8 protein-coding genes and 1 tRNA gene are annotated in these 12,980 nt (G+C 43.6%); 6 read left to right on the top strand and 3 right to left on the bottom strand.

Going from position 1 to position 12,980, the window contains the following annotated elements:
* Positions 1-355 precede the first annotated feature (355 nt).
* The 5 genes from HXT19_RS05105 to HXT19_RS05085 all read left to right on the top strand — a co-directional run bounded on the left by HXT19_RS05105 (position 356) and on the right by HXT19_RS05085 (position 8,135).
* The gene (locus HXT19_RS05105; RefSeq protein ID WP_004113042.1) at positions 356-499 is read left to right on the top strand and encodes a hypothetical protein; all 144 of its coding nucleotides are present in this window, start codon (positions 356-358) and stop codon (positions 497-499) included.
* A 147-nt stretch (positions 500-646) separates the two neighbouring features.
* Positions 647-2,626 (top strand): ribonuclease J, encoded by a 1,980-nt coding sequence (locus tag HXT19_RS05100; RefSeq protein ID WP_004114505.1) that lies wholly within the window; start codon positions 647-649, stop codon positions 2,624-2,626.
* 36 nt (positions 2,627-2,662) lie between these two features.
* The gene (gene pepN, locus HXT19_RS05095) at positions 2,663-5,275 is read left to right on the top strand and encodes an aminopeptidase N (RefSeq protein ID WP_422119654.1); all 2,613 of its coding nucleotides are present in this window, start codon (positions 2,663-2,665) and stop codon (positions 5,273-5,275) included.
* Between the two features lie 134 nt (positions 5,276-5,409).
* A complete protein-coding gene (locus tag HXT19_RS05090; protein ID WP_415699095.1) occupies positions 5,410-6,990 on the top strand; it encodes an aminopeptidase P family protein in 1,581 nt (526 codons plus the stop codon).
* Positions 6,991-7,238: 248 nt separating this feature from the next.
* Positions 7,239-8,135 carry a carbohydrate kinase family protein gene (locus HXT19_RS05085; RefSeq protein ID WP_004114510.1) on the top strand — a complete coding sequence of 299 codons (897 nt, stop codon included), beginning with the start codon at positions 7,239-7,241 and terminating at the stop codon, positions 8,133-8,135.
* 107 nt (positions 8,136-8,242) lie between these two features.
* On the opposite strand, the gene HXT19_RS05080 is transcribed toward HXT19_RS05085, so the two are convergent.
* A tRNA-Ile gene (locus HXT19_RS05080) sits at positions 8,243-8,316 on the bottom strand.
* A 145-nt stretch (positions 8,317-8,461) separates the two neighbouring features.
* The gene (locus HXT19_RS05075) at positions 8,462-9,160 is read right to left on the bottom strand and encodes an ECF transporter S component (RefSeq protein WP_004116727.1); all 699 of its coding nucleotides are present in this window, start codon (positions 9,158-9,160) and stop codon (positions 8,462-8,464) included.
* A gap of 517 nt (positions 9,161-9,677) precedes the next feature.
* Here HXT19_RS05075 and HXT19_RS05070 point away from each other — a divergent pair.
* Entirely contained in the window at positions 9,678-11,132 is a 1,455-nt protein-coding gene (locus HXT19_RS05070) for a bifunctional folylpolyglutamate synthase/dihydrofolate synthase (protein WP_101887693.1), read from the top strand.
* 38 nt (positions 11,133-11,170) lie between these two features.
* Here the strand turns inward: HXT19_RS05070 and HXT19_RS05065 are convergent, their stop codons facing one another.
* The gene (locus tag HXT19_RS05065; RefSeq protein ID WP_101887692.1) at positions 11,171-12,964 is read right to left on the bottom strand and encodes a UDP-N-acetylmuramoyl-L-alanyl-D-glutamate--2,6-diaminopimelate ligase; all 1,794 of its coding nucleotides are present in this window, start codon (positions 12,962-12,964) and stop codon (positions 11,171-11,173) included.
* Positions 12,965-12,980 lie beyond the last annotated feature (16 nt).

The raw sequence follows: 12,980 nt of genomic DNA, 5'->3' as shown, positions 1-12,980 counted from the left end.
GGGTATATGCCACAGCAAAAAACGTTACAAATGTCTCATCACCGAGACGAATGTAACAAATCTTAGCCAAAAAGTGTTACGAATATCTCATGCGCGAGACATATATAACAAATCTGACCCGAAAAGCGTTACAAATGCCTCACCGATAATACAAATGTAACGAATCCGCATATCTCGCAACAGCAAACAGAGAATTACCCTTGCGCGCTACGCTCTAAGCGCGACAACCTGTCTGAGCGTTCAAAGCGTAGCACGAAGGCAATTCGGAGTATTATCTTTTGCAAAAAAGTATTGTAGAATTAGGAACAATAGGTTTTTTAACAAAACAGGAAACAAGAATTTTAGAAGGTGTGTAATGTTTGGTTCAGATTTATTCGCAGCAGCAGGCTTTGCTGACATTCAATCAGGCTCCGCAATTTTAGGTTCAATGATTTTCGCAATCGTTGTAGTACTAATCGGCATCGGAATCAAGATTTGGAAAAAATACGGTAAGCATTAGAGTTTACGCTTTAACACACGTTTCAACACACGCTTTAACATTTTGACTTTAGCTTTAGCTTTATAGGTTATTTACGACAAATTCAAAGCGATTTGCTTCATATTTTTAAGTGTTAATCCGTTGAGGCGTAACGCTACAATGGATTAGATGAGTAAGACAACGATGCAATTGACGGATGAGATTCTTGCAGAAATTGTAGACTCTGTAAAAACCTCCCAACCTTCAAAAATAACGAATAAAAAGTCAAATAAAACTGTGAAAAAAGAAAAAACAACTAATACAAGTAAAAAAAGCAATAAAACAAGCGATAACAAGATTAACGATAACAATATCGAATCTTTGAAAGCAAGCAAAAAAATCAAAAATACGCAAAGTTCTAAAAGTTCTAAAATAGTTAAAAACGCGCTTCCACCAGTGGTAAACGATCAGCGCGATGGTGCGTTAATCGCTCCGCCAAAATATCGCAAGGGGTCAATGAGAATTGTTCCGCTTGGCGGATTGGGCGAAATCGGAAGAAATATGAACGTTATAGAATACAACGGTCATATCTTACTTATAGACTGCGGAGTGCTTTTCCCAGAAGAAGAGCAGCCAGGCGTAGACCTGATTTTGCCAGATTTTCACTACATTCAAAACAGGTTAGATAAAGTAGATGCTCTGGTACTTACGCACGGACATGAAGACCATATTGGTGGCGTGCCATATTTGCTAAAAATGCGTCCAGACATTCCTCTAATCGGATCTAAATTAACACTCGCTTTTGTTGAAGCAAAATGTGCAGAACACAGAATCAACCCAAAAATGATTCATGTAGAAGGCAGAGACAAGCTAAAAATAGGTCCTTTTAATTTGGAGTTTATTAGCGTAACACACTCCATTCCAGACGCTCTTGCAGTGTGTGTAAAAACGCCAGCAGGAACGCTTATTGATACGGGAGATATAAAGCTAGATCAGCTTCCACTAGACCATAGGCTTACTGATTTAGTTGAATTCGGAAAGCTTGGCGAACAGGGAATTGACTTATTAATGGCGGATTCCACAAATGCCGAGGTTCCAGGATTCGTTAAGCCAGAAACCACTATTGGACCAGCTTTGGATCGTGCATTTGCGGAAGCCACTCGCAAAATAATCGTCGCAAGCTTCTCTAGCCATGTTCACCGCGTTCAGCAAGTCGTAGACGCTGCACACAAGTATGGTCGAAAAGTTGTGTTCGTTGGGCGCTCAATGGTTAGAAATATGTCTATTGCGGCAGATCTCGGCTACTTGCATATTCCAGAAAATACTGTTGTAGATTTAAAGCAAGCAAAAGATATTCAAGACGACAAGCTTGTGTATATGTGCACAGGATCTCAAGGCGAACCAATGGCAGCTCTTGGGCGAATCGCAGACGGAATACACAAAGATATTACAGTTAATGAGCTTGATACCGTAATTCTTGCAAGCTCACTAATCCCAGGAAACGAACATGAAGTTTACAAAGTAATCAACAAGCTTGTGCAAATGGGCGCTCGCGTAATCAACAAAGATAATGCTGCGATTCATGTTTCTGGTCATTGCAATGAGGGTGAGTTGCTCTACTTGTACAACATTGTTAAGCCAAAATGCGCTATGCCAATTCACGGCGAACACAGGCATCTTGTGGCAAACGGTTCGATTGCTGTTAAAACAGGCGTGGATCCTAAAAATGTTGTTTTGGCAGAAGATGGAGATGTTGTGGACTTGTACCACGGAAACGCCGCCGTTGTTGGATCTGTGCCATGCGGATACGTGTATGTTGATGGCGATTCCGTTGGCGAGCTTACAGACGAAGAGCTGGAAAAGCGTAGAATCCTTGGCACAGAAGGATTTGTGTCTAGCTTTATAGTGGTAAATACAGATAGCGCAGATGTTGTAGCAGGTCCAAAGATTTACTTGAATGCTGTTGCAGAAGACGAGTCTGATTTTGAAAAAGTTCGATCTCAAATTGTTTTCCAGCTTCAAGATGCCATGATGCACGGCGAGAAAGACACGTATAAGCTTCAGCAGATTATGCGAAGAACGCTTGGAAGTTGGATTGCGCGTGCGTTGCGTAGGAAGCCAATGATTGTGCCAGTAGTAGCAAATATTTCAGAAAATAATCAAGAATAAGGAAAATATAAAGGAAATATAAAAAGGAAGGTAAATATGCCAGGAGCAAATCTGACTCGCGTAGAAGCGGCGGAACGTTTTAGCGCAATTCAAATGCCAATTCACTACGATGTTGCGCTCGATTTAGGCAAAGGGGGACGCGATTTTAAATCGCACACAAAGATTGAGTTTGATGCTAAAGCTGGTGGAACAAGCTTCCTCGATTTGATTGCAAACAGCGTTGAATCCGTTGTGCTCAATGGAGCATCTCTTGATGTTTCTAAGGTTTTTGCAAACAGCCGAATTGAGCTAGCAAATCTGCTTGAGCATAATACCGTAGAAGTTGTAGCAAACTGCCAATATTCCAACACGGGCGAGGGATTACATAGAAGCGTGGATCCTTCCGACAGCAACGTGTATTTGTACACTCAGTTCGAGGTGCCGGATGCTCGCCGCGTTTACGCAGTGTTTGATCAGCCAGATTTGAAGGCGGTTTTTGATTTTAGCGTGGATGCTCCAGAAAGCTGGATTGTGACTTCCAACATGCCAGTTAAGAGCGAAACAGCGCTGGAAGGCCGCGAAACTGAAGCAGGCACTTTGGAAAATGGCGCTGTAGAAGGAATGAAGCGCTGGGTGTTTGAGTCAACTCCAAAAATGAGCTCCTACTTAACTGCGATTTGCGCAGGACCTTATGCTGAGTGGCATACGACTTACAACAACGAAGACGGTCGCGTAGTGCCAATGGCAATGTATTGCCGTCAGGCACTTAAAGACGCTTTTGCAAAAGACGTTGACTACTTGTTCGATATTACGAAGAAAGGTTTTGCTTTCTACGCTAAGACTTGGGGAGTGCCATACCCGTACGCAAAGTACGATCAGATTTACGTGCCAGAATATAACGCTGGAGCTATGGAAAACATTGGTATGGTTACAATTCGCGACCAATACGTGTTTGAATCCAAGGTTACGGACGCTTATGCTGAGCGTCGTGTTGTAACAGTTTTGCACGAGCTTGCACACATGTGGTTCGGCGATTACGTAACTATGAAGTGGTGGAATGACTTGTGGCTTAACGAGTCTTTTGCAGAATTCACTTCTACTCTTGCAACTGCTGAAGCAACCGAATGGCATGACGCTTGGAGCACTTTCAACTCCGGCGAAAAAAGCTGGGCGCTTAATCAAGATCAGCTCCCAACAACGCACCCAATCGTGGCTCCAATCAACGATTTGAACGACACTTCCGTTAACTTCGACGGAATCACTTACGCAAAGGGCGCTTCCGTATTAAAACAACTCGTAGCGTACGTTGGTCGCGAAAAGTTCTTTGAAGGAATCCACAATTACTTGAGCAAGCATGCATACAGCAACGCAACTTTGGCTGATTTGTTGCACGAGTTAGAGCTTACAAGCGGTCGCGATCTTAAGGCTTGGAGTGCTCAGTGGCTTGAAAAAGCTGGAATTAACACGATTTCCACCGAAGTCGAAGAAGCAGGTGACGGCACTATTGCTTCCTTGCGTTTGCGTCAGAGCGCGCCAGAAGAGCATCCAGTTTTGCGCGCACACCGTTTGGCTGTTGGATTCTACAATGTAGACGAAGCAACTGGCGAAATTAAGCGCACAAAGCGAATCGAACTCGACATTGACGGCGAAGTGACGGAAGTTGTTGAAGCTCGCGGCGAAAAAATGCCAGCACTTATTCTTGTAAACGACGACGACTTGACTTACACAAAGCTACGTTTTGACGAAAAGTCGCTTGAGTTTGCTGCCGAAAACTTGTATCGTTTCAAGGATTCTTTGACTCGCTCGCTTATTTGGCTCGCATTGTGGGATATGACTCGCGACGCAGAATTCCCAGCAGAACGCTTCGTGGAACTTAGCCTTAAAGCTTTTGCCACCGAGCGCGAATCAACTACTTTCCGCTATGCTCTTGGTCAAGTAAAAGTAACTGCAAGCCACTACGTTGTTCCAGAGCGTCAAGCAGAAGTCGCAAAGCATGTTGCTCACGAACTCTGGCAGTTGGCTTTGGCAGCTTCTGCAGGTTCCGACGAGCAATTCCAGTTGCTCAAGGCTTATCTTGGATACGGCGAAGTTGGAGATGCTGAGTTTGTGCGTGTAGCTAACGGATTGCTTGACGGCTCTGTGCGCTTAGAAGGTTTGGAAATCGACAACGACTTGCGCTGGAGCATTCTTATTGCGCTCGCAGGCGTGAACGCTTTGGACGAAGCTGGAATTGACGCGGAACTTAAAAAGCGCGATACTACCGAGAATCGCGAATACGCTTACCAAGCTCGTGCGGCTCGATCAACTGCAGAAGCTAAGGATTGGGCTTTTGAACAGGCTTTGCGCAATCTCGATTTGACTAATATGCAAATGGGTGCTGTGGTTGCTGGCTTCGCAAGCACTGCTAAAGGCGATTTGGTTAAGCCTTATGTTGAGCGCTATTTTGCTGAAGTTGAGTGGATTTGGAAGAATCGCACATTCCACATGGCTGAAACTTTGATTGAAGGCTTGTATCCAAATTATGCGGATGTAGACGAGTTAGTTGAGCGCGGACAGCTATGGCTTGATGAGCATAAGGATGCGGATCAGGCTTTGCGTCGCATGGTTCTCGGCAAGCTCGATTCTTCTCGTCGCACGCTTAAGGTGCAGCATTACAACGCTTCGCTTTAGTCTTTTGCAAGTTAATGGCGATGTTCAATGTACATTCCTAATAAGAAAATAAGAAGATGTAGATTGAATCTAAGTTGATTAAAGATTAAGTTGATTAAATATTAAAATCAAGGAGTCGCAAGATGGCAGAAGATATGCATCAATCAACACCAACAATACATGGCGAGCAGCTTAATGCGGATGGTACGCAGAAAGCGCAAGACCGCGTAAACAATCGATCTTTGCGTCCAAACAGCGATTCCTTTAAAGAGTTTATGACCAGTGGCTGGGATAACCAGGAGCCACAAATCGAACCGCTTGAGTCCTCAAAGTACACGCCAGCGCGTCTAGAAGCGCTTGGCAAGAGATTCCCAGGCGAGCGCCTTGTTATCCCAGCAGGTCAGCCAAAAGTACGCAATAACGATTGCGACTACGCTTTTAGACCAGACACAACGTTCGCGTACTACACTGGCTTGGGTCAAGATTATGAAGCTGGTGCAGTGCTTGTGCTTGAACCGGTGCAAGCAGGCAGCGACGAGGAAGCAGCTGGCAAAACACACATTCCTCAACTATTTGTTGCTCCACGCGCAGACAATAGCACTGCCGCATTCTACAAAGACCCACACTATGGCGAATACTGGGTTGGTCCTCGCGCAGGACTCAAAGAGTTGAAAGCCATGACAGGCATTGAAACGCGTGATATTGCGGAGCTTGATGAAGCAATCGCAAAAAACGTTAGCGACGATAATAGCTCTGCCGAAAGCGTGCGTGTGCGAATTGTGCGAGAAGCGGACTCCGATTTAACAGCACGTGTAGATGCTTTAAGAGAAGCGAGCGGATTTAGCGACGAAGATGCAAATATTGCCGCAGACGATAAGTTGCATGAAGTAGCAGCCGAAGCTCGTATGCTTAAAGATGCTTACGAGATTGGTGAAATGCGCAAAGCTGTTGCTGCTACAAAGTTAGGCTTTGATCGCATGCTTACGCGTTTACCTCAAGCTTTAGGCAAAGAGCATTCTGAGCGCATGATTGAAGGTGCTTTTAACTCCGTTGCTCGAGAAGTTGGCAACGAGGTTGGCTACGATACGATTGTTGCTTCTGGAAAGCACGCTCCAATTTTGCATTGGATGCGCAACACGGGCGTGGTTTCTAGCGGGGATCTTCTTTTGATTGATGCAGGCGTAGAAGTCAACAGCCTTTACACTGCAGACATTACGCGAACCTTCCCAACAAACGGCAAGTTCACGGATTTGCAAAAGAAGCTTTACCAGTGCGTTCTCGACGCTCAGCAAGCTGGTTTTGAGGCTGCTAAGCCAGGCGCCACTTACAGCGATATTCACCACGCTTGCATGCGCGTGCTTGCAGAGCATTTGCACGAGTGGGGTATTCTAAAGGTTAGCGTTGAAGAATCACTTTCGCCGCAAGGTCAGCAGCATCGCCGCTGGCATGCGTGTGGTGTTGCTCACCACTTGGGTTTGGATGTTCACGATTGCGCTCAAGCTCGCTACGAGGCGTATCAGGGTGCGAAGATTACTCCAGGAATGATTTTCACAATCGAGCCTGGCTTGTACTTTGCTGCCAATGATCTTATGCTTCCGCCAGAAATGCGCGGAATTGGAATCCGCATTGAAGACGATGTTTTGATGACGGAGAATGGTCCTGAATGGCTTTCTATCGATATTCCTAAGCAGATTGATGATGTAGAGGCTTGGATGGCTCAGCGCGCGTCAAAGTAACGCGCAGCAGGGCAACTTTTTTCGATGAGATTAGTGCCACTTTTCTTATATTTCGGCGGAAAAGTGGCAACTAACCGTTGAGTTGTAAAGTTCAAAATCCTAAAGACCCAATTTATCTAATCTTAACGCAATAATGTTGTTATATCGCTTTGTTATAACAGCATTATTTTATTATCGGCGTGCTGCGGGTAAAAATGTTGAATCAACAAGTTGTAGCCAAAATCATTGATGCTCTTGAAAGGAATATAATGACTAAGCCAATCGTTCTTTCGCTTGGAGAACTACTGTGGGATTTGCTCCCACAAGGAAAACGAGTTGGAGGTGCTCCAGCCAACTTTGCGTATCACGCGCAATGCAATGGAGCAGAAAGCTATGTTATTAGTGCGGTTGGAGAAGATTCTCTCGGTGATGAACTTGTTGAAGAAGTTAAAAAAGCAGGGATCAAGCACGTTATTCAGCGCAATGCTTGGCCAACTAGCACAGTAGATGTGGAACTTAAAAATGGCATTCCAGAATACACGATTGTGCGAAACATTGCGTGGGACCATATTGTTTATACGCGAGAACTTGTAGACCTTGTTAGCAAAGCAGACGCGATTTGCTTTGGCACTCTTAGCTTAAGATCGCAAGAAACGCACGACACTGTTTTGGAGCTTTTAAAGCACACTAAGCCAAACGCCATGAAGTTCTTTGACATTAACATTCGTAGTGATCATTATTCAAAAGATTTAATTGATGCTCTGCTCAAAGAGGCTACTGTTTTTAAGCTTAACGATTCTGAGCTGCTTCTTCTTAGAGACATGTTCAATATTCGCGAAACTTCAGACAATGAGGCTTGCAAATGGTTCCAGGCGCGCTACGGCTTGGATTATGTGATTTTGACTGGCGGATCTACTTTTAGCACAATCTTTACTAAGACGGGAGAAAGCTCCACATATCCGACCCCTCATGTGGAAGTTAATGACACAGTTGGCGCTGGCGATTCGTTCTCTGGTACTTTTACTGCAAGGATTTTGGCTGGCGATTCGCTTAAAGACGCGCATCGTGCTGCGATTAACACTGCTGCGTATGTTTGCACTCAGGCGGGCGCGTGGCCAGAATATCCGAGCGAAATCCCAGACTATCTTTCTAAAGCAGGACTGTAGTCTGTAAGAATATAAACAAAAAGCTTCAACTTGTAAGAAGAATTAGGATAATCCTAAGAATCAAACGAGTTGAAGCTTTTTTATACGCCATTAAGGCGATTATCTAGTGGGGCCTCAGGGGCTTGAACCCTGGACCGGCGGATTATGAGTCCGCTGCTCTAACCGACTGAGCTAAAGCCCCACGCTAACAAAGTCAGCAACGACTAGATTAGCACACACCCATAAACGTTTAACACGCTATGCAACACTATTCATATACAATTCGCATTGCAATGCACACTTATGTGCTCTGCTAGTCTAGTCGCCAGCTGTTTTAGCTCGAATAATTATGCTACTGTAGCTTGTCCTCTTCCAGAAGCGAAATTACTCAAAGCTCCAGTCTTACGAACTGCAACGAACAAAATCCAAGGAATAATTCCAGCAATAACAATACCGCTTATAAACTCACAAATCATGTGAATTGTTAGATAATTTACAGACTTACCTTGGTAGATTACGAACATCAAATAAATACCATATTCAATAGCTGTAAGACCACCAGCAATAACGCTTAAGGTAAGGTTATACTTCTTATATTTGGCAATCGCAAAAGGAATTTCGCTAAACACAGCTTGTAAAGCGGCAGAAGCAAGAACCATGAATGCGGAGAATTGTTGACCAAGAATATTTTCGAATACAGCACCAAGAACATTAACATAAATCGCAGCACCAGGCTTACGAATTAAAAGAAGAGCAAGAGGGCCAGACATGTACCAAACGCCGTGCAAAATGCTGCCAAAACCAGGCAAAACCGTTCGCAAAATAGGTGAAATCTGGGAGAAGAACACAATAGTAAAGCCCCAGTAGATTACACCAAACAAAGCAGCTAAAGCAGCTCCAAGTGATATATCTGCCACTCGCCAGCGAAGACTGCTAATTATTGTAGGCGTAACTTCTTCTTGATTTTGAGCCTTGTCTGTTATAGGCGTGCTGGATTGCGTGTAATTTGATTCATTATTTGATTCATTATTGAAAATATCACTCATAATAGTCCCTTAACTACTAGACGCTGCGTATTGTAATTTCTTTAAAATCGTCTCTTGACCTACGCAGCCTGGGCGGAAACGACATCGAGTACTCTACCATTTAGTTTCCACTAACACGCCTTTTTGAATAATTTTTGTATGATTTGTAACACTTTTTACTATTGCAGAAATTTATAACTCGTTATAAAGTCGCTTGCGCAACGCCAAGCAAGAAATACCGCTAGCGTTACAAATGCATCATGAGTGAGATAAATCTAACGAATTTGAGCCAAAAAGCGTTACAAATGTCTCATCAATGATGCAAATGTAACGAAAAACAGCCAAATAACGTTACAAATGCATCATGAGTGAGATAAATCTAACGAATCTGTAGTGCATTTCTACTTCGACACGCCGTAAAGCAGGAACAAAAACACTACAGTTACTAATCTAGATAGTTGGAAAAATGAGCATAAGAATGTCGCATATAACGAACACAGCGTATGGCGAGAGTTAAATCAGGGGGAGTACAAACAAAATGTCTATGGAACATCCAAATAGTAGCGGCGAGCGCATTATTGACGTTGAGCGTGATATCATGCGACGCGCTCCAGAGCATAATAAGACGAATCTTGATTTAGACAGAATGCGCCTAATCCTTGATATTTTGGGGCATCCAGAGCAATCGATGCACGTAATTCACATTACTGGCACCAATGGCAAGGGATCCACGGCTCGCATGGCGGAGGCGATTTGCCGCGCATACGGTTTGCGCACGGGTCTTTACACTTCTCCGCATTTGCAGCGCATAAATGAGCGAATCATGATTGATGGTGAGGAAATTAGCGACGACCATTTCGTTGACGTGTATAATCAAATGAAAGACATTATAGACATGGTTGACGCTCGCATGGACGCCGATGGCAAGCCGCGCATGAGCTTTTTTGAGGTGCTTACAGCTATGGCGATTTGGGTTTTTGCCGACGCTCCTGTAGATGTTGCCGTGATGGAAGTTGGCATGGGTGGCGAATGGGACGCCACTAATGTTATGAACGCTGATGCTGCGATTATTGGTCCTGTAGACATGGATCACATGCAATGGCTTGGAAACACGGTTGAAGAAATTGCGCGCACAAAAGCGGGCATTATTAAGCCAAATTGCACTGTGATTTTGGGGCCGCAGCCACACGAATCGCAAGTCTTGCCGATTATTCAAGAGGTGGCAAATCGCAATAATGCCAAGCTTTTACGCGACTTTAGTGACGGCAGTGGCGAGCTAGAGGTTATTTCGCGCACTCCAGCTGTTGGCGGTCAAGTTGCCACTTTGCGCACGCCTAATGGCACTTATGAAGATGTGCCGATTGACAAGTTTGGTGTGCATCAGGCGCATAATGCTTTGGCGGCGCTTGCTGCTGCGGAGGTTGTTCTGCCTGTAAATGGCGCTTTGGATGGCGATTTGGTTGCCGAGGCTTTGAGCCAAGTTAATGTTCCTGGGCGCATTGAGCAAGTGCGCACTTCTCCGACAATTATTATTGATGGCGGCCACAATGTTAATGCTGCTGAGTCGCTTCGTAAAACAATCGAGGAGAATTATAATTTTGAGCAGCTTATTGGCGTTGTGGCAATGATGGCAGATAAGCAAGTTGAAGAATACTTGGGTGTTCTTGAGCCGATTTTAACGAATATTATTGTTACTCGTAACTCTTGGCGTGATCGCGTTATGGATCCAAAAGATTTGGAGAAGATTGCGGTTAACGTATTTGGCAGAGATCGAGTGATTCGTGTTGACGATCTTCCAGACGCTATTCAAGAAGCTGTGAATCTTGTTGACGAAGACGATGAGCTTGGAGTTGGATACGGACATGGAGTGTTGATTTGCGGCAGTTTTGTTACAGCTGGCGACGCTCGAACTATGCTTATTGAGCGCGTTAATCCAGACTTAAAGAAGCCTAAGGATCAGCGCGCTAATATTCATCCAAACATTGCGAATTGACTTTAGCTAAAGAGAGGTGCTTAGCTAAAGAGAGGTGCTTAGCTGAATAAGCGTTTAATAATAAACGAATCTCCTTCGTAAGGAACATGCTTGTTGTGCACCTTTATCCAGCGTTCGTCGCCTTTTCCGATAGCAAGTATTATGTTGAGTCTGTTGTTCTCTCTCGCATCTTTTCTTGCGTCTTCGACACTGTACTCAATAGCTTCAGCTCTGTTTATAATAATTCGCGATTCAACGTTTGTATTGGTTACGCAAGATTGCATGTATTTGCAAATGTCCATTTCGTCTTCGACATTTGTGTCTTCTTGAGTGAACACAAATTGGCTGATTCGATCTTGTGCAGCTTGAACTATTTCTTTTCTCCTGTCAACGGCTTTGTCTCCAGTGGATCCTGTTACAAGCGTGATTCTAAGATCATTGTTACCGTATTTGTCGTATACGAAGTCGATAACAGATTTTGTGGAAATGTAGTTGTGTGCGTAATCTACTATGGCAACTGTATTGGATTCTGTGTCTTTAAAGACTTCCATTCGCCCTGATATTTGAACGTTTTCTATAGCATGTAGGGCTTTTCGATCTGTGTTCTCGTTTATGCCTAATGCGTTTGCTATTGCAATTGCTGCAGTGGCATTTTCGTAGTTAAAGTCGCCTGCGATTTTTAGATTGAATTTGTCTATAGTTGTGTAATTAGGTACGAATTGTTTTTTGTTTTTCTTGCTTTCGTTGTCTAAAACAGCAACATAATGTTCTTGCGCGTCTGATGAAACTGGCATTGCTACATATTTTGTCCAAATAAGTTCTGGGTATTTTTCGCTTTTTTCGTAAGGGTGAATGTCTGAATGATCGCTGCATGCTTGGCAGTTGCAGATGTTTTCGCCCATTTCTTCTTTTCGTACTCTTGAAAATGTTGTGACGTCCACGTATTCGTTTTGTGCGTCTTGGAGTATTAAGTCTGCGTGAGCGCAGTCTGCATTGAGTATAAGCGCGTCAGTGTTTTTTACGATTTGGCGTTTGCAATACAGGTAGTCTTCAAAAGTTGGGTGTTCTATTGGGCTTATGTGGTCTGGGCTTATGTTTAGGAATGCTGCCACATTAAAGTGTAGTCCGTATACTCGCTCTACTTTGTATGCTTGTGATGAAACTTCCATGACTAGGTATTTCATACCGTTTTTTACGGCTTGGCTCATCATGCGGAATGCGTCTAGGCTTTCTGGTGTAGTCAAATTAGATTCAACATATGTTTTTCCATCTAAGCAATTGTCAACGGAGGAGAATAGGGCTGCTTTGCCTTCAGAATGTTCGTTTAAAATTGCATGAGTGAAGTAAGCTGTTGTTGTTTTTCCTTTTGTTCCCGTAATTCCAATAACTCTAAGTCTTTCTTGTGGGTTTCCAAAGAATTCTGATGAAAGCAAGCTCATTGCTTTACGAACGTCTGTTACTATAAGTCCTACTGCATTGGTGTAATCCGCGTAACTTTGCTCGGCAACGTATGTAGTTAAGCCATTTTTATCAGCGTCTTTAAGATATTCTGGCTTAAAATTGCCTTTAATGAACAGAAGAGTGTTTTTCTTAATATCTCGTGAATCGTATGTTATGTGGTTGTATGTTTTTTTGTAGTTTTTAAAATCGTCCGCGTTCATAGACCAGATTTCGTTGCGAATATGCACGAAATCGTTGTTTTCTATGTTGTTTTCTATGCAGTTGTTTTGTTCGTCTGAGTGTTCAGTATTGGTCTGTGGGAGTTTTTGGATAATTTCTCGTAGAAGTCTGTAATTTTTTAAAATTGTGCTTGCGTCTAGCATGTTTAGATGAAGATTTGTTTTTTCGCTCATTTTGTTCCTCTTGATT

The sequence above is a fragment of the Gardnerella sp. DNF00038 genome, assembly GCF_049262855.1.
Lineage (GTDB): Bacteria > Actinomycetota > Actinomycetes > Actinomycetales > Bifidobacteriaceae > Bifidobacterium > Bifidobacterium vaginale.
This window is presented reverse-complemented; position numbering and strand designations above follow the sequence as displayed.